Origin of the sequence: Lentzea kristufekii (genome assembly GCF_033949925.1) — a bacterium.
GTDB lineage: Bacteria > Actinomycetota > Actinomycetes > Mycobacteriales > Pseudonocardiaceae > Lentzea > Lentzea kristufekii.
Window position 1 is genome coordinate 161,632 of record NZ_JAXAVV010000006.1, and the last position, 19,493, is coordinate 181,124.

Consider the following 19,493-nt stretch of genomic DNA (forward strand, 5'->3'; position numbering starts at 1 on the left):
TAACACCGGCGACGCTAGCTCATGACAATCATTTGCATCTAGCTCACGAGTTGCACGTCACGTGGCGCGGCGCCCACTGCCGATCAGGGTGGTGGCGTCGAGCTCGGTCACGTCGACGTCGACGAGGCCGCGTTCGGTCAGCCAGTCCGCATAGCTGCCGGCCTGGTTGACCTGGTCGACGAGATGCGGCGGGCGTGGCGCGGGCGGTGGCGTGTTCGTGGCCTCGGCGATGGCGCGGCCGAGGTGCCGGCCGGCCGCGGCCATGGACTCACCGCGCCAGATGGTGAACACCGCGCGGCCACCGGGACGCGCCCGGCTGATCAGGTGGTCGGTTCCGGCCGTCATGTCCGGGAAGAAGAAGATGCCCAGGGCCGACTGCACCACGTCGTAGCCCTTCGCGGCCCACGTGGTGACGTCCGCCCGGTGTGCGCGCAGCTGCGGCAGATCGGCCGCCAGCCGCCGCAGCTGGTCGATCATGGGACCGGACGTGTCGACGGCGTCGACGAGACCGTCGTGGCCGACGAGCCGGGCGGACGGCATCGCCGAGGCGCCAGTGCCGCAGCACGCGGCGAGAACGCGCTCACCCGGTCCCGGAGCGGCGACCGCGACCGCCGCCGCGCCGATCGACTCCCACAGATACCGCCCCAGAGCGGCGAAATCGGCCGCCGCGGCGTCGAACGCGCCGCGGATCTCACTCTGCCGGTCCTCATCCATGAACTCCTCGTTCCAATCCTGTGGGGACGGTCCTCGTCGTGCCCAGAGGGATGCGGTCGCAGTCGTCCGACGAGCTGTCACGACGTCAGTCCAGCCGGTCGCACCCACCGGCCCAAGTGCACCGCCGTCCTACCTTCCCCGTAGGGCGGTGTCGAAACGACATCGATAATGATTACCATGTTCTCCAGGTTCGGCCGCACGGCTCGCGACCGAGGAGGAGGACTGGTGGGTCACCTGTTGATGATCGAGAGCTGGGTCGGTGCCATGAGCTCGTTGCTGCCCAGGGCGGTCAACGAGTCAGGGCATCGCTTCACGTTCCTGACCCGCGATCTGCACCACTACCTGCGCGCGGCCCCCTCACACCCGCACCCGTTGCTGGCCGCGGAGAACGTGCTGACGGCGGAGACCAACGACGTGCCCGCCCTGCTCGACCACGTCGAACGGCTGCACGAGGTCCTGCGCTTCGACGGCGTGATCTCGTCCTGCGACTACTACCTCCCGACCGTCGCACGGGTCGCCGCGCACCTCGGCCTGCCCGGCCCCGACCCACTCGCCGTCGAACGCGCCTGCCGCAAGGACCTCACCCGCACCGCCCTGCTCGAGGCGGATGTACCCGGTCCGCGCTTCGCCCTCGCCGACGACTGGCCCGCGCTCGCCAAGGCCGCCGCGGAGCTGGGTTATCCGCTGGTGGTCAAGCCGGTCGACCTGTGCGCCGGGATGCACGTGCGCAAGGTGGCCGACGAGCCGGAGCTGCGCGAGGCGTTCGCCGCGATGGAGGCGTTCCCGGTCAACGCCCGCAACCAGCCGAGGGTCCGGACCGTGCTGGTGGAGGAGCTGCTGACCGGGCCCGAGGTCAGCGTGGAGACCGTCACGGTGGACGGTGCCACGCACGTCGTCGGCGTCACCGACAAGAGCATCGCGGGCGACCCGTGGTTCGTGGAGAGCGGACACATGTTCCCCGCCGACCTGCCCACCACCGGGGCCGAGGCCGTCGCCGTCGCCGCCATCGAGGCGCTGGGCCTGGACCGCTGTGTCGCGCACACCGAGGTCAAGCTGACCACCGACGGCCCGAAGCTCGTCGAGGTCAACCCGCGCCCGGCCGGCAACCAGATCACCGAGCTGGTCCGTCGCGTCACCGGCATCGACCTGCCCGCCGCGTACGCGCAGCTGGCCGTGGGCGAACGACCGGACCTGAACCCGGCGGACACCGGCGTGCGCAGCGCCGCGATCTCCTTCGTCCTGCCTCGACGTTCCGGGCTGGTCGCTGCTGTCCGCGGTGCCGAGGCGCTCGGCACCGCGCCCGACGTGGTGGACTGGTCGATCAAGCAGCCCGGCCACCGGGCGGGCGACCCGACCAGCAACAACAGCTACCTCGGCCACGTCGTGGTGACCGATCCGGCCGGCCTCGGCGCGCGTGCGCGGGCCGAGCAGCTCGTCGGCGGTCTGTCGGTCGACTACGCCGAGGTGCCCGCGTGACGCTCACCGACCTCGTCGAGCTCGTCCGGGGCGGCGGGCTGGGCGCCGGCCCGGCGACGTGCACCGTGTCCGTCGGGTTCACCACCAGACAGGGCGCCCGGCACGCCACGCGCGGGCAGTCGTACCGCAACACCGTGGTCAGCCTCCGCGTGGAGGAGGCGATCGGTTCCTGCGCGGTGGAGGACATCGCCGACGACGACGTGCACGCCTGCGTCGGGGCGACGGTCCTCGACCTGCTCGGCCACCCGAACCCGGCCATCCGCACCGCCGCGCTGGACGCGTACCTGGCGCACGTCCGCCCGCACCACCTGTCCGCCACGAAGTCGCTCACCATCGGCCCCGGCAGTTCCCTGGCCAAGTCCATGGCACGGGCGGAGGCCGTCGTGGACCTGCTGGACCCCGCGCCGGGTGACCGGGTTCTGGTGGTCGGAGTGGTCAACTCGCTGCTGCACCACCTGCGAGAGCGAGGCGCGACGTACGTGCCGTGCGATCTCAAGGGCGGCCACACCGAGTGGGACGAGCCGATCGCCACGGACGCCGAGAGCGCGCTCGACGGGTGCGATCTCGTGCTGGCCTCGGGGATGACGGTCGGCAACGGCACGTTCGAACCGCTGCTGCGCCGCGCAGCCGGCGCGGGCAAGCCGGTGACGCTGTTCGCGCAGACGGCCAGCGCGATCCTCCCGTGGTTCATCGGAGCCGGAGTGCGCGCCGTGTCAGCCGAGCCGTACCCGTTCTTCTGGCTCGACGGCGGCCCCACCACGATCCACCACTACACGGAGCGCCCGTCGTGACGGTCCCCCGCCAGAACCGGCACCTGCTCGACCTTCTCGGACGGAGCCCGGTCGCCCGCATCGACACCCCGCTGCCGCACCGGCACGGCGGCTTCTGGGCCAAGCTCGAGTGTCTGAGCGCCGGCGGCATGAAAGCACGCGGTGCCGTGTCGATGCTGCGTGCCGCACGCGAACGCGGTGAGCTGCGCCCCGGCGCGGTGGTCGTGGAGTCGACCAGCGGCACGCTGGGTCTCGGCCTCGCGTTCGCCTGCCAGGCCTTCGGCCACCCGGTGGTCCTGGTCGTGGACAGCGAATTGGAGCCGTCGATGCGCGCCCTGCTGCGCGCGCACGGGGCCCGGCTGGAGGTGGTCGACCGGCCACACCCGGTCGGTGGATGGCAGCAGGCGCGATTGGACCGGCTCCAAGCCGTGCTGCGCGAGTACCCCGACGTCTACTGGCCCGACCAGTACAACAACCCCGACAACCCCGGCGGGTACGCGGAGCTGGCCAGGGAACTGGTGGAGCAACTCGACCCCGTCGACGTGCTGGTGTGCAGCGTGGGCACCGGCGGGCACAGCGCGGGCGTCGTCCGCGAACTGCGCCGCTACTGGCCCGGCGTGCGGCTGATCGGTGTGGACGCCGTCGGCTCCACGATCTTCGGCCAGCCCGCGCGGCCCAGGGTGATGCGCGGCCTGGGCAGCAGCATCCACCCCCGCAACGTCGCCTACGCCGAGTTCGACGAGGTCCACTGGCTCGGCCCGGTCGAGGTGGTGGACGCCTGCCGCAGGCTCGCCAGGGACGCGTTCGTCACCGGCGGCTGGAGCAGCGGCGCCGTCGCGCTGGTCGCCGCCTGGGCCGCCAGGATCGAGCCCGGCGCGGTGGTCGCGACCGTCTTCCCCGACGGCCCGCACCGCTACCTCGGCACGATCTTCGACGACGACTTCTGCCACGCCCGCGACCTGCTCGGCCCCGCCGCCGACCGGCCGGTGGAGATCGGCGACCCGCACCACGTCGAGGCGACGGGCTGGACGCGGTCCCGCTCGGTCGTCGCACCACGGGCGGCGGTGCTCGCGTGAACATCGACTGGGAGGTCTACGGCCTCGACCTGGACACGCCGCTGCGCATCTCCAGGTCGGTCATGTCCCGCCGGGACGCCGTGCGGGTCGTCGTGACGCACGACGGTCTGCAAGGCCACGGCGAAGTGGTGACCAGCGTCTACTACCGGCTCGACGTGGAGGCGATCACGTCACTGCTGGGCCGGCTGCGACCCGTCCTCGCCGACGCGGACTCGCCGGAGACCGCGCTCGACGCCCTGCACGCCGGCAACGCGATTCCGGAGGGTGTGCGGGCGGCGGTCGACGCGGCCTTGCACGACCTGCTCGGCCTGCGCGGTGCCGTGCCGGTGCACGCGCTCGCCGGCGTCCCCCACTGGCACGACGTCCCGACCGCCTACACGATCGGCATCACCACACCGGACGACGCCGCTGCCAGGGCGTCCGCGCTGGCGGGGCGCGGGTTCTCCGTGCTCAAGGTCAAGGCCGGGGCCGATCCGGAACGGGACGTCGCCACGGTGGCCGCGGTCCGGGCCGCCGCGCCGGACGCCCGGCTGGTGCTCGACCCCAACGGCGGGTGGAGCCGAGACGAGACGGTTCGTCTCGTGGAGCGGATCACCGCAGCCGGGGTCGTGCTCGACGCGGTGGAACAGCCGATCCCGCCCGGCGACCCGGACGCGCTGGCCTGGGTCCGCGAACGGTGCCCGGCACCGCTGGTCGCCGACGAGGACGCCGCCACGGTCGCCGACGTGCGCAAGCTGGCGGGTGCGGTGGACGGCGTCAACGTCAAGCTCGCCAAGTGCGGCGGCCTGCGTCCGGCGCTGGAGATCGTCTCGGCCGCCCGTGAAGGCGGACTGGACGTGATGCTCGGCTGCCTGGTGGCCAGTTCGCTCGGCATCGCGCCCGCGGTGCACCTCGCCGGGCACGCCCGGTGGGTCGACCTCGACGGGCACCTGCTGCTGGCCCACGACCCGTGGTCGGGAATCGGTGGCGAGGACGGCACCCTTCGGCTGGCCGGGGCGCCGGGCCTGGGCGTGGTGCGGCGATGAGCCGGTTCGCGCTGCCGGTGCGGTTGCTGCTGGTCAACCAGTTCGCCGTGAACACCGGTTTCTACCTGCTCATCCCCTACCTCGCCGTGCACCTGGGCGGCCTGGGCATGTCCGCCGCGGTGATCGGCGTGGTGCTCGGCGTGCGGACGTTGAGCCAGCAGGGCCTGTTCCTGGTGGGCGGCACCGCGTCGGACCGGCTGGGACCGCGGACCGTCATCCTCGCCGGTTGTGCGCTGCGCGCGGTGGGGTTCGGGCTGTTCGCGATCGGCGACTCGCTCGCGGTGGTGCTGGCCGCGTCGGTGCTCAGCGGGCTCGCGGGTGCGCTGTTCAACCCGGCGGTGCGGGCGTACATCGCGCTGGAGGCGGGCGAGGCGCGGACCGAGGCCTTCGCCCGGTTCAACGTCTACGCCCAGGCGGGCGCGTTGTTCGGGCCGGTGCTCGGCAGCGTGCTGCTGCTGTGGGACTTCCGGATCGCCGCGGTGGTGGCGGCCGGGATCTTCGCGGTGCTGACGATCGCCCAGGCCGTCGTGCTGCCCGCAAGGCCTGCCACCCGCCGGGGCGGGTCGGTGCTCGGCGACTGGCGCGAGTGCCTGGCGAACCGCCGGTTCGTGGCGTTCACCTGCGTGCTGAGCGCGATGTTCGTGCTGCAGAACCAGCTCTACCTGCTGTTGCCGATCCAGGCGCAGGAGGCCACCGGATCGGCGGGCGTCGTCGCCGCGCTGTTCATCGTGTCCACGGTCGCCACGCTGCTGTTCCAGGTGCGCATCACCCGCCTGCTGTCGAACCGGGCGCGAGGGCCGGCGATCGCGACGGGCCTCGCCGTCATGGGCGCGGGCTTCGCCGCGCCGGCGCTGTGGTCCGGGCTCGTACCGGTGCTCGTGGCCACTCTCGCGCTGGCCGTCGGTGTGATGATCGCGAACCCGCTCGTCTACGACCTGATCCCCTCCTTCGGCCCGGAAAGCCTGGCAGGCACCCAGTTCGGCGTGTTCTACCTCGGGTCCGGGCTGGCCGCCGCCCTGGGCAACACCGCGATCGGATGGGTCATCGGTTTCGGCGACCGGCTCGCGTCCCTGCTGTGCGTGGTGATCGGACTCATCAGCGCCGTGGGGGTCGCGTGGCTGCACCGCCGCGGCGCGCTCACGCCACGACAGCCGGAGGTCGCCCGATGAACCTGCTCACCGACAACCCCGAGCTGTACGAGCACCAGTTCCCCGATCCCGGGCACGTCGCGGCCCGGTTCGTGCACGACGTGGTGACCCGGTTCGGCGGCGGACGGGACCTGCTCGACATCGGGTGCGGCACCGGGCGCGACGCGGGCTGGTTGTCCCGCAACGGTTATCGAGTCTCCGGAGTGGACAGTTCGGAGAACATGCTCGCGTACGTGCGCGAGCACCACCCGGCCGTCGACGTGGTGTTGGGCGACATGCGCTCCTTCGACCTGGGCCGTCGTTTCGACGTCGTCACCTGTCTGGACAGCGCGATGCTGTACTGCCACACCAACTCCGACCTCGACGCCTTCCTGAGCCGCTGCCGGGCACACCTGTCGCCCGGCGGTCTGTTCGTCGCGGAGATGCGCAACGGCGCGTTCTTCCTCGGCAACACCGAACTCCTCGACGGTGTGCGCACTCGCTCGGTGACGTGGCGCGGCACCGAGTACACGTCGCACACCGAGCTGTGGATCGACCACGCCGCCCAGTTGCTGCGCCGCCGGCGCGCGTGGGAATGGGCCGGGCGTGCCGAACCGCTCGTGCAGCGGTCGGCCTGGCGGCTGCTGTTCCCCCAGGAACTGCGCCACCTGCTCGACCTCGCCGGGTTCGACGTCGTCGCCCTGTTCGACACCCCCGGCCCCCGCACCGACCAGCCCTGGACCGCCGACGCCCCGCTGAGCGGCGCGCTGTCCGGCGACCGCCTCCACGTCGTGGCCCGCCTCCGCCGAAGCGGGTGCCAGTGAAAGGAACCAGCATGTCCCTGAACCGCCGCGGTTTCCTCGGCCTCACCTCCGGTCTGGCGGTCGTCACCCTCGCCGGGTGCGGCAGCGGTGCGACATCGGCCTCCTCCACGCCGCGCACCGGCGGCAGGCTCCGCGCCGCGTTCGCCGGTGGTGGCGCCAAGGAGGTCCTCGACCCGCACCTGGCCAACCTGTTCGTCGAAGCCGCGCGGTCGAAGGCGATGTTCGACAAGCTCGCGGACCTCGGCGGCGACGTGTCGCCGCAGCCGCGCCTGGCGGAGAAGTGGGAGCCGAACGCCGACCTGACCCGCTGGCGGATCACCTTGCGCAAGGCGGTGTTCCACGACGGCAGACCGGTGCGCGCCCAGGACGTGCTCGCCAGCTACGCGCGCATCCTCGACCCGAACCGCGCGTTCCGCGCCAAGTCGAGCCTCGCGCTGATCGACCTGCCGAACAGCCGCGCCGTGGACGACCGCACCGTGGAGTTCGCGCTGAAGCGGCCCTTCGCCGAGTTCCCCAACGCCCTCGCGGCGTTCGGCGCCTACATCGTTCCCGAGGGTGCCGAGGACTACACCTTGCCGGTCGGGTCGGGAGCGTTCAGCTTCGTGTCGTTCGAGCCGGGCAGGTCCGTGCTGCTCAAGCGCAACCCCGAGTACTGGGAGGGCGCGCCGCTGCTGGACGAGCTGGAGTTCGTGATCGCCAACGAGGAGTCGGCGCGCACCAACGCCCTGCTGGGCGGGCAGGTCGAGTACGCGCACGACCTGACCCCGACCACCGCGCGCAGCCACGCCTCCGGCGACCGGATGACGATCCACCGCGCCCCCAACAGCGCCGTCCAGGCGTTCGCCATGAAGGTGGACCGGGCGCCGTTCGACAACCGCGACCTGCGGGAGGCGCTGTTCCTGCTCGCCGACCGGCCACAGCTGGTGGAGTCGGTCCTCGCGGGCAGCGGCCAGGTCGGCAACGACCTGTTCGGCAAGGGCTACCAGCACTACGCCGACCTCCCGCAGCGGGAACGCGACCTGGACAAGGCGAAGTTCCTCATCCGCAAGGCGGGCGCCGAGGGCCTGGTCGTCAAGCTCGACACGTCCACCGCCGCGGCCGGCATGGTCGAGGCCGCCACCGTGTTCGCCGACCAGGCCAAGGGATCCGGCCTGACGATCGAGGTCGTGCAGGGCAACAAGGACAGCTACTGGGCCGACACGCTCAAGAACGGCTCGCTGTCGAGCTTCCGCTCCGGTGCCATGCCCATCGAGACCCACATCGCGCAGCGCCTGCTCAGCGGTTCGGGCACCAACGTGACCAAGTGGGCCCGGCCGGAGTTCGACGCGCTGTACGAGAAGGCCGTGTCCACTTCGGACCAGTCCGCGCGCACCCAGGCCTACCAGGAGATGCAGCGCGTGCTGCACACCGAGGGCGGCTACCTGATGTGGGGCTTCGCGGACTGGATCGTGGGCGCCAAGCCGAACGTCGGCGGGATCTCCACCGCGCCGGCCAACACGCTCGACTGGGCCCGGTTCGACAAGGTGTGGCTGGGGTGAGTCTCGCGTCCTACGCGGCCCGCCGGGTCGCGCTCGGGCTGATGCAGGTGCTGGCCGTGGTCACCCTCGTGTTCTTCCTGGTCGAGGCTCTGCCGGGAGACGCGGCGGTGGCACTGGCCGGTGACAACCCCGACCCCGCGCGGATCGCCCAGATCCGCGCGGCCATGGGCCTGGACCGGCCCGCACCCGAGCGGTTCGCCGAGTGGCTGACCGGGTTGCCGCGGCTGGACTTCGGTGAGTCCCTGGCCTCGGGACGACCGGTCGCCCAGTTCCTGTCCGCCGGGATCGGCCCGACCGTCGTGCTGGCGGTGCTGACCCTGGTGCTGCTGCTGCCGATCTCGGTGCTGGTCGGTGTGCTGGCCGCGCTGCGCGAGGGCAGTCTGCTGGACCGGGCGCTGACGTCGGTCAGCGTGGCGCTGCACTCGATTCCCGAGTTCGCGCTCGCCGTGGTGCTGATCGCGGTGTTCGGCGTGCAGCTGGGATGGCTGCCGCCGACCGCGGTCGGCTCGGACGTGCTCGCCGAGCCCGCTGTGCTGGTGCTGCCACTGGTGGTGCTGCTGGCACGGCCCATCTGTTCGATCAGCCGCCTGGTGCGCGCGGGCATGGTCGACGCGCTGGCATCGGACTACGTGCGCCACGCCCGTCGCCTGGGGATCGCCGAGACGAGGATCCGGTTCCGCCACGCCCTGCCGAACGCTCTTTCCCCGGCTGTGCAACAGGTCGCGCGCACCACGGACTGGTTGCTGGGCGGCGTGATCGTCGTCGAGGCCGTGTTCGTGATCCCCGGCCTCGGGACCGTCCTGGTGGACGCCGTGGCCGCACGCGATCTGCCCGTCGTGCAGGGCCTGGCGGTGGTCTTCGCGGTCACCACGGTGGCCGTCAACCTGGTGGCCGACCTGGTGGGCTTCCGCCTGGCCCCGCGCGCCGAGGTGGTCGCGTGAAGCGGGCGGGCATCGGCGGACTGCTGATCGTGGTGCCGCTGGCGTTGGCGCTGCTGGGACCGCTGTTCGTGCCGGAGGACCTGACCCGCAGCGCACCTTTCATGCCGCTGGGTCTGCTGGGCACGGACTTCGTGGGACGCGACACCTGGCACCAGGTGCTCGCCGGTGGCCAGACGGTCGTGCTGGTGGCGTTGCTCGCCACCGTCCTGTCCTACCTGGTCGGGGTGCCCTACGGCGTGGTCGCGGCCACCGCCCGGCTGCGGCTGGTCGACGAGGTGCTGATGAGGCCTCTCGACGTGCTGCTGGCGGTGCCGTCACTGCTGGTGCTCATTCTCGTGGCCGCCATCACCGGGCAAGGCCTGGTCGTTCTCATCGGCATCGTCACGCTCGTCAACTTCCCGGACGTCGCCCGCCTCTCCCGCGCCACGGCACTGGAGATCGCCGCACGGCCGGCGTTGGAGGCGATGCGCATGCAGGGCGAGTCGTGGTGGCAGACGTCGATCGTCTACACCGGACGGTCGATGCTGCGCACGCTCGCCGCCGATCTGGGCGTCCGGCTCACCTCCGCGCTGTATCTGGTGGCGTCGGCCAGTTTTCTCGGCGTCGGCGTGGCGCCCGACGCGGCGGACTGGGCCGTGATGGTGGACCGCAACCGCGGTGGCTTGTTCCTGCAGCCGTGGGCCGTGGTGGTACCGGCGTTGCTGATCATCTCCTTGTCGATCGGGTTGAACCTGGTGTTCGACCGCGCACTGCGGAAGGTTCGGACATGACCCCGGTCGTGCACGTGGAAGACCTGCGCGCCGAGGCCGGCGGGCACGTGCTGCTCGACAGCGTCAGCTTCGCCCTGTCCGCGGGCCGGGTCCTGGCCCTGGTCGGCGCCTCGGGCAGCGGCAAGACGACCACCGGCCTGGCGCTGCTCGGCGAACACTCCCCCGGTGTGTCGGTCAGCGGGCACGTCGAGGTGCACGGACACGTCGGGTTCGTGCCGCAACAGCCCGCCTCCGCGCTCAACCCGGTGCGCCGGCTGGGTGCCGTGTTCCGCGAGATCGCCGCGCTGCACGACGGTGATCCCGACGACCTCATCGGCACGGCGCTGCGCCGGGCGCGGGTACCGGCCGACCTGCTGCGCCGCTACCCGCACCAGCTGTCCGGCGGCCAGCAGCAACGGGTCGTGCTCGCCCAGGCGCTGGTCGGCGACCCGGCGGTGCTGGTCGCCGACGAGCCCACCACCGGGCAGGACGCCCTGACACGCGCCGAGGTCGTCGACGAACTCGCCGCCGTCGTCGCCCAGGGCGTGGCGCTGGTGTTGCTGACCCACGACGTGGAGGTGGTGCGGGCACTCGCCGACGAGATCGTGGTGCTGCGCGCGGGGCGCGTCGTCGAAGCCGGACCCGCTGCCGAGCTCCTGACGAATCCGCAGGAGGACTACACCCGCGCGCTGCTCGACGCGGTGCCGCAGGTCCTCGCCGAGGTTCCCGAGCGGGCGCCACGCCTGCGGGTCCGCGGCCTGACCGCCCGGTACCGCAACGCCACGGTCCTGCACGACGTGGACCTGGAGGTCGGGGAACGGCTGGCGGTCGTCGGCCGTTCCGGCAGCGGCAAGACCACCCTCGGCCGCTGCCTCGCGGGCCTGCACCAGCAGGCCACCGGCGAGGTGCTGCTGCACGACCGGCCACTGGCGCGGTCACTGCGCCGCCGGCCACGAGCCGCGCTGGCCGCCGTGCAGTACGTCTTCCAGGACGCGCGCGGCTCGTTCGACGAGCACCGCCCGGTGCTGGACCAGGTCGCCAGGACAGCGGTGCGGCTGCGCGGTGTGCGTCCCGCCGAGGCCCGCACGTCGGCGCTCGCCGCCTTGGCCCGCGTCGGCCTCGACGCCGACACGGTGCTGCGCCTGCCACGCGGCCTGTCCGGCGGAGAACTCCAGCGGGCGGCCCTGGTGCGCGCCCTGCTCGCCGAACCGGAGGTGCTCGTGTGCGACGAGATCACCTCGGGCCTGGACGCGGTGACCCGCGCCGGGCTGCTCGACCTGCTCGCGAGCGTGCCGTGCGCGCTCGTGCTGATCAGCCACGACCTCGACGTCGTGGCCCGGCTGGCCGACCGGGTAGCCGTGCTCCACGAAGGACGCGTCGTCATCCACGGTCCGGTCGCGACCACTTTGGACGGCGCGAAAGAGAGGATGAAGTGAACCAGCACCACCCCTACGAGGTGCGGTTGGCGACCCACGCCGACCTGCCGGGTGCCCGCAGCGTCATGCTGGACACCTTCTACCGCGAGTTCGGCCACGGCTACCGCCCCCAGTGGCACACCGACGTGATCGACCTGGCGGGCGCCTACCTGGACACGCCCAGGCACGCGCTGTTCGTCGCCGTCACCGGTGACGAGGTCGTCGGCACCACCGCCGTGCGGGCGCAGGGGCCGGCCAGTCCGCCCCACCCGGCGTGGATCGCCGAGCGCTACTCCGGCGACCGGACGGCTCAGCTGTTCCGGGTGTACGTCCGGGCGGAGCATCGGCGGCGCGGCCTCGCCCGGGCACTGGTCGACGCCGCGGTCCGGTTCATCGCCGAGACCCCCGGCTACGAGCAGATCTACCTGCACACCGACACCCGCGTGGCAGGCGCGGAAGGGTTCTGGCGCTCGGTCGCGATCGAGGTCTGCGACGCCCGCGACGGTGACCCGGACCGCCACCAGACCGTGCACTTCGAGATCCCCGTCCCGGTTCTCGCCGGGTCGGCCGAAACGAGATGACGTGACGCGGTTACTCGCACCCAGGCCGGCGGGGAGGTAGTTCCCGTCGGCCTGGGTGTCCTTCGCACCTTCGCCGCGAGCCGGCTTTCCGGCGGTTCTGGCTCGGGATGATGGTGTCGCGGCGCGGTGGCGCGTTCACCGTCGCGCTCGGAAGCCCGGCGGGTGGTGTGCTGTTCTCGGGTGCGGTGTCCGTCGCGGTGATCGTCCTGGCGGTCGCCTACCTGGCGCTGGCGGTGCTGCCGCTCGCCGAGGTCCGCGGGCCGATGGCCGAGCACAGGACCTCGGTGCCGTCAATGGGTTGATCAACCCATACTGGCAAGGGGACGTGTCGGCTATTTTCGGGTCTTTACGACTGGGGGAAAGTTGGCCGAGCAGCCAGGGGTGCGCGCCCCGAGCCGGATGGACGTCGCCAGGCAGTACGTGGAACAGCAGTTCGGTCCGACGGTCGCGAAACGACTCGACACGTTCGAGGACGGGACCTTCTACATCACGGCAGGCGGGTGGGCGCGGCTGCTGTCCTGGTTGGTGGACTTCGTCGTCTACCTGTTCTGCGCGTTCGCCGGTTTCATCGCGCTCGTACTCGCCACCTACGACAGAGAGGTCTCCGACAACACCGCGACGCTGATCGTGCTCGGTCTGCTGTTCGGCGTGCCGATCCTCTACGGCCTGTTCTTCGGCAACGGCCGTGGGCTCGGCGCGGTGCTCACCGGGACACGCCTCGTCCGCCTCAAGAACGGCCACCGGATCGGCGTCGGGGCCTGCTGGGCCATGCTCGTGCGCACCGTGCTGTTCCCCCTGCTGATCACCGCTCTCACCGTCGGCGGGTCGACCGGCTCCGGCTCGCTCACCAGGATCAGCATCGACGACGGCGCCACCCGGCGACTGCACGCGGCCGGCTTCCTGCGCCTCGACGGGGTCGACTCCGACCGGCGCCGCTGAGCGGTCGTCCCACACCACCGAACACGTTCGGGTGACACCTCCTTACGGAGGTCCGCACTTGATCATTAGCATCCTGACGCCGTTGTGCCCCAACGAAGTCCGGATGTGAACAGGTGGCCCACCTCACACAGTCCTGTCGCGTGCTCGGCGTTGCCGTGGCCGCACTCGTCCCGCTCGCCGCACCTGGTGTGCCGGCGCTCGCGGACGCATCTGCCGCCGTGGTGTGCACGACCTCGTCGCACTGGACCTACTCGCCCGGAGTGGTGTTGACGCCGCGGCCGCTGCGCACGACCGTGCGGGACGAGTACACCTCGTGCACCGGGCCCGTCGCCGCGACCGGGGTCAGCGAGTTCGTCGTGGACCGCAGCGCCGGATGCCTGGAGCCGCTCGCGGCCGTGCCGGAGACCAGGATCATCACCTGGGCGGACGGCAGCACCAGCACGTTCACCTACACCGTGACCGTGACCTCCGCGCCGGGCGCCGACGTGATCACCAAGATCGGCACGATCACCGGTGGCGTGTTCGCCGGGCGGTCCGCTCAGGCGGTGCAGGCGGCACCGACGACCGACCTGCTGCTGTGCCTGTCGGACGAAGGGATCACGCGGCAGTCCTCACTGGGCACCTTCACGGTCCTCTGACCGCGGTGCTGACCATCAGCGGCGTACCGTCCGGCGAGGGCACGACCCTGTTGCGCCGGTGCGCTCCCGACCTCACCTGGCAGGACCGGTCCCCTTTCCTCGGCGCTTCGGCCGCACCGGTCATCCCGTGGCTGCGCCAGGCACGCCGAGACCACAGAAGAGAAACGGACCTCCAGCTCCCGGCGAGTGGTCCCGCGCCTCGGGGCGTCGCCGTCAGTTTCGCTCCCGAGGACGGCCTCGGAGCACACTCCTGGGCTGCCGCGGCGGGACTTCGCCTGCTCGCCGCGGACAGCACCGCGGTGGCCACCGCGGCGGACAAGATCACCTCGCTCGCGCTGTTCGAACGGGCCGGGGTCGCCACGCCGCGCACGTGGGTGGTGGCGGACGACATTCCGGCCGGCGCAACGGGTTCTCTCGTCGTGCAGCGCCGGGCCAACAACCTCACCGGCAAGGGCACCCGCCACGTCACGACGCAGGAGCAGCTCGCCGAGGTGCTGCGGGCCTGGAGCGGTGAGACGCTGCGGGTGTCGGCACACGGCGACGGCGTTCCGGTGACGGTCAGCGGGTGCGTCACCCGGCAGGGCACCGTCGTGTCGGCGTTGTCCCACCAACTGGTCGGGATCGCGGAGCTGACGCCGTACTGGGGCGCGCACTGCGGCAACCAGCTCGTCCCCGACGACGATCTCCCCGCCGGTGCCGCGGCACGCTGCCGCGAGGTGTGCGCGGCCGTGGGGAACCAGCTGGCGCAATCAGGTTTCTTGGGCGCGTTCGGGCTCGACGTGCTCGTCACGCCGGACTCGGCCGTGGTGGCGATCGAGATCAACCCCAGGTTCCAGACGGTGGTGTCGCTGGTCCAGGCGCAGGAACGCGCCGCGGGACTGCTCCCCTCCCTCGGCACGCACGTGCTCGCGTCGCTGCTGCCGTCCGTGCCGGTCGAGCAGGTCCGCACCCGCTGTCTGAGGCTCAGCCAGCTCGTCGTCACCGCCGATCGGGCTGGTGTGCTCCGGGCCGGCATCACCTCGGGAGTGCACCGGTTGGCACGAGGTCGGTTACAGCAAGGCGGAGAGGGCGATCTCGCGGCGTTGCGGTCCGGGGAGGCACTGCTGTGGGCGCACGCGCACCCCGGTGACCGCGTCCAGCCGGGAGAGGAACTCGCGTTGCTGCAGTTCCCAGGTCCCGTCGCGGCGGTGTCGGCGAGCCCGGAGCTACGCGCGGAGGCGCGGCAGTGGGTCCGCGCCGTGCGACACGCGTTGGTGGTCGAGGATGCCTGACCCCGCGGGATGGCTCGACCTGCCGCCCGACCGGATGCGCGAGCTCGGCCATCAGGTGGTCGACCTCGTCGTCGACCACCTCACCGGACTGCGCGACCAGCCGGTGCGAACCCTGGCGACACAGGACGAGCTGCGGCACGTGCTGGACGAACCCGTGCCGGAGCAGCCCACCGATCCGGGCGCGCTGATCGCGTTCCTGACCGCGGAAGTGCTGCCGCGTTCGTTGCGGCTCGGCCATCCCGGCTGCCTGGCCTTCATCCCCAGCGCGAACAACTTCCTCGGTGTGCTGGGCGACCTGCTGGCCGCCGGCTTCAACACCTCTCCCGGCGCGTGGCCCGTCGGTGCGGGACCGGCCGCCGTCGAACTGGTCACCGCCCGCTGGCTCGCCGGCCTGCTCGGCCTGCCAGAAGGCTCCGGCGGGGTGTTCACCCCCGGTGGCGCACTGGCCAACCTGACCGCGCTCGCCGCCGCACGCGACGACCGCCTCGGGCCGGACGCGACCGGCGGGGTGCTCTACTGCTCGGACCAGACCCACCCCGCCGTGCTGCGCGCGTGCCACGTCATCGGGTTGCGGCAGGAGCAGGTGCGGATCCTGCCGGCGATGGACCCGGACATGGTGCGGCGCGAGGTCCACGCCGATCGCACACGGGGACTGCGCCCGTTCCTCGTGCTGGCGAACGCGGGCACGACCGGGACCGGCGCGATCGACCCGTTGCCCGGACTGGTGGCGCTGTGCCGTGACGAACGGCTGTGGCTGCACGTCGACGGAGCGCACGGCGCCGCCGCCGCGCTGACCGAACGCGGCAGGAAGGCGTTGCGCGGACTGGACGAAGCCGACTCGGTGGTGATCGATCCGCACAAGTGGCTCTTCCAGCCCTACGAGATCGGGTGTGTCCTGGTGCGGGACCCGGACGTCCTGCACCGCGCGTTCACCATCGACAGGTTCCGCGCTCAGACGGGCTACCTCGCGCTCTCCCGGCCCGCCGAGGCCGAGACGAACCTGTCCGACCACGGCGTGCAGTTCACCACGGCGTCCCGCGCGCTGAAACTGTGGTTGTCGCTCAAGGGTTTCGGCGTGGCGGCGTTCCGCGCGGCCATCGACCACGGACTCGACCAGGCGGACCACGTCGCTGCCCGTGTCCGGGAAAGCCCGGAGCTGGACCTCGTGGCGGGACCAGCGCTGGGGATCGTCTGTCTGCGACATCGCGGAGGGACGGACGACCTGCAGGCCGCCATCTGCCGTGACGTCAACGAGGACGGCCGAACGCTCATCGCGACGACCACGGTGGACGGCGCGCTGGCGTTGCGACTGTGCACGATCAACCCGCGCACGACACAGGCGGACCTGGACCGCGTGCTCGCCGCGATCGTGGACGCCGGACGGGCCAGGTCCTAGAGCCCGAGGCGTTGCTGCTCGGCCTGCACCACTCGCTGCTCCACCGACACCGCCGAGTCCAGCGCGTTCGCGTGCGAGTGCTTCGTGTCGCTTTCGCGCGCGTAGTGGTCGAACAGCAGGGTCTTGTGGTCGCGGATCTCCTGCACGCGCGCGTCCACGCTGTCCTTGACCAGCAACCGGTGCACGTGGACCTTGCGGACCTGGCCCATCCGGTGGCACCGGGCGATCGCCTGGTCCTCCGTGCTCGGCTTCCACTGCGGCTCGGCGATGATCACCACGGACGCGGCCTGGATGTTGAGGCCCACGCCGCCCGCCTCGATCTGGGCCACCAGCACCGCGTGGTCCTCGCACGCCGTGAACGCGTCCACCAGTTGCTGACGGCCCTGCGCCGACGTCGCGCCGGTCAGCGGGCCGAAGACCTCGACGTGGTCCGCGACCGCGTCCAGCACGTCGTGGAAGTACGAGAACACCACGACCTTCCAGCCGTTGTCCCTCGACTCCTCGATGATCTCCAGCAGCCGCTCCAGCTTCGCCGAGCCTTTGGGCGTCCCCGGCGCGTAGGCGGCGCGGCGCATCGCCATCAGGTTCCCCTCGCGCACCGCGTCCAGGTACGCGGCCCGGTCCTGCTTGCCGAACTCGACCCAGTCCTCCACCTCCAGCAGCTCCGGCAGCTCCCCCAGCACGTCCTCCTGGTTGCGCCGCAGGTACACCGGCGCGACAACGCGGCGGAAGGCCTTCGCTCCCACCACGGCGTCGATGGACCCCGTGCGGGCCGCGACGCCCGGCTGGAGGTAGGCGACCAGGTTGCGGAACTCCTCGACCCGGTTCTCCATCGGCGTACCGGTGAGGAGCACCGCCCGTTCCGCGCGCTGCACGATCGTGTTGACCGCCTGGGAGCGCTGCGTGTCCGGGTTCTTCACGTAGTGCGCCTCGTCGACCACGACCAGCGCCGGGCGGAACCTCTTCGGCAGCACCAGCTTCGGCAACGTGCCGAACGTCGTCACGCCGACACCGCCCTGCGCCAGCCACTTGCCGACCGCGTCGTCGCGGCCCGCGCCGTGCATCCGGTGCGGCACGAGGTCGCTGTGCCGGGCGATCTCGTTGACCCAGTTGACGACGACGCTCGCCGGGCAGACCACCAGGAACCCGCGCCGCCCACCGGCGGCGAGGCTCGCCATCACCGCGATGGCCTCGATCGTCTTGCCCAGCCCCATCTCGTCGCCGATGATGACGCGTTTGCGGGCCAGCGCGAACTTGGCTCCGAACACCTGGTAGCCGCGCAGCGACACCTTCAGCAGGCTGGTGTCCAGTGTGGTCGCGTCGACCTCGTGCTCGATGTCGGACGGGACGAAACCCTTGGCGGCACTGCGATCCGGGACCGCGTCCGCACCGGCGAGGTCGGCCAGGAGCGTGTTGTAGGCGGCCGCGTCGAGCTCGTAGTCGCGCCACAGCGCGCGGTGGTCCAGGTCCGGCACGCGCAGCTGCGTGCCCACCGCGCGCAACGCCGCCACGTCGCGGCTGCCCAGCAGGGCCTCGAGCCGGTCGAGCGAGTCGAGGGCGGCCTGCCGGTTCTTCCGCAACGAGAAGAACATCCGCACCCGGCTCCAGGCACGGGACGCGGCGCGCACGTCGGCGTCGACCCTGCCCAGCACGTCTCCGAGCGGCTCGCGCAGCGGAGCGACGAGCTGGTTCGCCCTGCGCAGCTTGGACATCAGCTGCAGCAGCTCGGTCTGGGCGCGGTCAGCGCGGTCCGGGTTCAGCCGGACGGTCGTCTCGCGCGCGACGCCGTCGACGACGGCGCGGGCGACCCGCACGATCTGCTCGGCGGACTGCCTGCCGACTCCGGGCACGCCGTCGAGCTGTTCGGGACGCGCCTGCGCGACGTCGGCGACGGTCCGGTACCCGGCGGCCTTCAGCTGGCTCAGCCGCAGGTTCGCCTTCGTGTCCCGCAGCTTGTCCACCGGCATCGCGCGGAGCTGGTCGGCCACCAGCGAGTCCCGGACCGCCTGGTACTGCGCGGCGGCGAGCGCGAGCAGCCGATCCGGTTCCGCGCGCACCCCTGCTGCCTCGGCGCGGAACGCCTCCGCCGCGGCCAGCACCGCGCGAGCATGCCTACCGACCTTCGACGAGTCGTCCACCCAGGTCCTTTCGTCAGGCGGTCCGAGAGTACCGAAACCAGACCTGGCGTCGGAGGCCGGAGCCGTGACGCACGGGTGGTCCACGCCGCGGCGGCGTCACCAGACGACTGGGCCCGTCTTGTCGAAGAAGCCGCCGGTGGGGCCGTCGGCGCCGATGGTGGCCATCCGGACGATGACGTCCGCGCTCTCCTCGACGGTGCTGGTGCCCTGGTGGCCGTTCAGGTCGGTGGCGGTGTAGCCGGGTCGACGGCGTTGAACCGGCAGGAATGCGCGCGTGACCCGCACGACGCCGAACACGTTGGTGCCGTAGGTGTTCCGCATGTCCTCCGCGGTGACCTCGCCGACCGGCTTCCCCGCGCCCGCGATTCCGGCGTTGTTGATCAGGACGTCGAGGCCGCCGGCCTCCTGGCGGACGATCTCGGCGGCGGCCTTCACGGAGTCCTCGTCGGTCGGCGTGCGGTCTCGTGGCCCAGGCCCTTGTTCGCTTGGGCCGCGCTGTTCGGGGACCCGTCCGCGCAGCGCGGCCGTGAGCGCAACGTCGTGTGGCGCCACTTCACCGGACTGCCCGACCGGGTCACCCACTCCCCCGCGCAGCGCGCCCGCTGTCCCGCCGACGCCGGGCTGCTGTCCCCGATCACGGACCTGCGCCACGCCGGCACCTCGTTCGCGGCGCTGTGGGAGACCGGGATCGTGGGCATCCACGAGACGGACACCAAGACCGTCGACCACCCGGACGCCGGACCGCTCACCCTCGACTGCGACGTGCTCATCGCGCCCGGCACCGATCTGCGGGTCGTCGCCTGCACCACGGCTCCCGGCAGCGACGGGACGAGCTCGGGCTCCTCGGCGTCATCGGCACCGAGACCATGACCACC

20 protein-coding genes are annotated in these 19,493 nt (G+C 71.9%); 17 read left to right on the plus strand and 3 right to left on the minus strand.

All coding sequences use genetic code 11. The annotated features are described in order from the left end of the window. Positions 1–57: 57 nt before the first annotated feature. Positions 58–714, minus strand: coding sequence for a class I SAM-dependent methyltransferase (locus tag SK571_RS14555; protein ID WP_319984584.1), 657 nt, complete (start codon positions 712–714; stop codon positions 58–60). Between the two features lie 225 nt (positions 715–939). On the opposite strand from SK571_RS14555, the gene SK571_RS14560 reads away from it, so the two are divergent. The 16 genes from SK571_RS14560 to SK571_RS14635 all read left to right on the plus strand — a co-directional run bounded on the left by SK571_RS14560 (position 940) and on the right by SK571_RS14635 (position 16,480). Further along, complete coding sequence (locus tag SK571_RS14560) at positions 940–2,190, plus strand: ATP-grasp domain-containing protein (protein WP_319984585.1); 1,251 nt, start codon at positions 940–942, stop codon at positions 2,188–2,190. Then, complete coding sequence (locus SK571_RS14565) at positions 2,187–2,981, plus strand: Rossmann-like domain-containing protein (protein ID WP_319984586.1); 795 nt, start codon at positions 2,187–2,189, stop codon at positions 2,979–2,981. Before SK571_RS14560 ends, SK571_RS14565 begins: the two co-directional genes overlap by 4 nt. Then, positions 2,978–4,036 (plus strand): PLP-dependent cysteine synthase family protein, encoded by a 1,059-nt coding sequence (locus SK571_RS14570; protein WP_319984587.1) that lies wholly within the window; start codon positions 2,978–2,980, stop codon positions 4,034–4,036. Before SK571_RS14565 ends, SK571_RS14570 begins: the two co-directional genes overlap by 4 nt. Next, positions 4,033–5,061, plus strand: a complete 1,029-nt coding sequence (locus SK571_RS14575) for a dipeptide epimerase (protein WP_319984588.1) — start codon at positions 4,033–4,035, stop codon at positions 5,059–5,061. The genes SK571_RS14570 and SK571_RS14575 overlap by 4 nt, the downstream gene beginning before the upstream one ends. Continuing rightward, the gene (locus SK571_RS14580; RefSeq protein ID WP_319984589.1) at positions 5,058–6,230 is read left to right on the plus strand and encodes an MFS transporter; all 1,173 of its coding nucleotides are present in this window, start codon (positions 5,058–5,060) and stop codon (positions 6,228–6,230) included. The genes SK571_RS14575 and SK571_RS14580 overlap by 4 nt, the downstream gene beginning before the upstream one ends. Further along, positions 6,227–7,012: a class I SAM-dependent methyltransferase gene (locus SK571_RS14585; RefSeq protein WP_319984590.1), complete on the plus strand. Its 786-nt coding sequence runs from the start codon at positions 6,227–6,229 to the stop codon at positions 7,010–7,012. Before SK571_RS14580 ends, SK571_RS14585 begins: the two co-directional genes overlap by 4 nt. Positions 7,013–7,023: 11 nt before the next feature. Continuing rightward, on the plus strand, positions 7,024–8,550 hold the full coding sequence (locus SK571_RS14590; protein ID WP_319984591.1) for an ABC transporter substrate-binding protein: 1,527 nt from the start codon (positions 7,024–7,026) through the stop codon (positions 8,548–8,550). Beyond that, a complete protein-coding gene (locus tag SK571_RS14595) occupies positions 8,547–9,491 on the plus strand; it encodes an ABC transporter permease (RefSeq protein WP_319984592.1) in 945 nt (314 codons plus the stop codon). The genes SK571_RS14590 and SK571_RS14595 overlap by 4 nt, the downstream gene beginning before the upstream one ends. Further along, a complete protein-coding gene (locus SK571_RS14600) occupies positions 9,488–10,261 on the plus strand; it encodes an ABC transporter permease (RefSeq protein WP_319984593.1) in 774 nt (257 codons plus the stop codon). The genes SK571_RS14595 and SK571_RS14600 overlap by 4 nt, the downstream gene beginning before the upstream one ends. Beyond that, the gene (locus SK571_RS14605) at positions 10,258–11,676 is read left to right on the plus strand and encodes an ABC transporter ATP-binding protein (protein ID WP_319984594.1); all 1,419 of its coding nucleotides are present in this window, start codon (positions 10,258–10,260) and stop codon (positions 11,674–11,676) included. The genes SK571_RS14600 and SK571_RS14605 overlap by 4 nt, the downstream gene beginning before the upstream one ends. After that, positions 11,673–12,236 carry a GNAT family N-acetyltransferase gene (locus SK571_RS14610; protein WP_319984595.1) on the plus strand — a complete coding sequence of 188 codons (564 nt, stop codon included), beginning with the start codon at positions 11,673–11,675 and terminating at the stop codon, positions 12,234–12,236. The genes SK571_RS14605 and SK571_RS14610 overlap by 4 nt, the downstream gene beginning before the upstream one ends. Positions 12,237–12,346: 110 nt before the next feature. Continuing rightward, complete coding sequence (locus tag SK571_RS14615; protein WP_319984596.1) at positions 12,347–12,538, plus strand: hypothetical protein; 192 nt, start codon at positions 12,347–12,349, stop codon at positions 12,536–12,538. Positions 12,539–12,617: 79 nt separating this feature from the next. Beyond that, positions 12,618–13,175, plus strand: coding sequence for an RDD family protein (locus tag SK571_RS14620; RefSeq protein ID WP_319984597.1), 558 nt, complete (start codon positions 12,618–12,620; stop codon positions 13,173–13,175). 140 nt (positions 13,176–13,315) lie between these two features. Next, the gene (locus SK571_RS14625) at positions 13,316–13,813 is read left to right on the plus strand and encodes a hypothetical protein (protein ID WP_319984598.1); all 498 of its coding nucleotides are present in this window, start codon (positions 13,316–13,318) and stop codon (positions 13,811–13,813) included. A gap of 5 nt (positions 13,814–13,818) precedes the next feature. Next, complete coding sequence (locus tag SK571_RS14630) at positions 13,819–15,084, plus strand: ATP-grasp domain-containing protein (RefSeq protein ID WP_319984599.1); 1,266 nt, start codon at positions 13,819–13,821, stop codon at positions 15,082–15,084. After that, positions 15,077–16,480: a pyridoxal phosphate-dependent decarboxylase family protein gene (locus SK571_RS14635; protein ID WP_319984600.1), complete on the plus strand. Its 1,404-nt coding sequence runs from the start codon at positions 15,077–15,079 to the stop codon at positions 16,478–16,480. Before SK571_RS14630 ends, SK571_RS14635 begins: the two co-directional genes overlap by 8 nt. Here the strand turns inward: SK571_RS14635 and SK571_RS14640 are convergent. Beyond that, complete coding sequence (locus SK571_RS14640; RefSeq protein WP_319984601.1) at positions 16,477–18,618, minus strand: DEAD/DEAH box helicase; 2,142 nt, start codon at positions 18,616–18,618, stop codon at positions 16,477–16,479. The genes SK571_RS14635 and SK571_RS14640 overlap by 4 nt on opposite strands. A 96-nt stretch (positions 18,619–18,714) precedes the next feature. Further along, entirely contained in the window at positions 18,715–19,200 is a 486-nt protein-coding gene (locus tag SK571_RS14645) for an SDR family NAD(P)-dependent oxidoreductase (protein WP_319984602.1), read from the minus strand. On the opposite strand from SK571_RS14645, the gene SK571_RS14650 reads away from it, so the two are divergent. Then, a complete protein-coding gene (locus tag SK571_RS14650) occupies positions 19,096–19,488 on the plus strand; it encodes an MmyB family transcriptional regulator (protein WP_319984603.1) in 393 nt (130 codons plus the stop codon). The two genes, SK571_RS14645 and SK571_RS14650, sit on opposite strands and share 105 nt — an antisense overlap. The last annotated feature ends 5 nt before the right edge of the window (positions 19,489–19,493 follow it).

Excerpts from the sequence above, each read along its gene's own strand:
- SK571_RS14585 (WP_319984590.1), top strand. The coding sequence starts at position 6,227 with ATGAACCTGCTCACCGACAACCCCGAGCTGTACGAGCACCAGTTCCCC.
- SK571_RS14635 (WP_319984600.1), top strand. The coding sequence starts at position 15,077 with ATGCCTGACCCCGCGGGATGGCTCGACCTGCCGCCCGACCGGATGCGC.
- SK571_RS14590 (WP_319984591.1), top strand. The coding sequence starts at position 7,024 with ATGTCCCTGAACCGCCGCGGTTTCCTCGGCCTCACCTCCGGTCTGGCG.
- SK571_RS14555 (WP_319984584.1), bottom strand. The coding sequence starts at position 714 with ATGGATGAGGACCGGCAGAGTGAGATCCGCGGCGCGTTCGACGCCGCG.
- SK571_RS14615 (WP_319984596.1), top strand. The coding sequence starts at position 12,347 with ATGGTGTCGCGGCGCGGTGGCGCGTTCACCGTCGCGCTCGGAAGCCCG.
- SK571_RS14605 (WP_319984594.1), top strand. The coding sequence starts at position 10,258 with ATGACCCCGGTCGTGCACGTGGAAGACCTGCGCGCCGAGGCCGGCGGG.
- SK571_RS14580 (WP_319984589.1), top strand. The coding sequence starts at position 5,058 with ATGAGCCGGTTCGCGCTGCCGGTGCGGTTGCTGCTGGTCAACCAGTTC.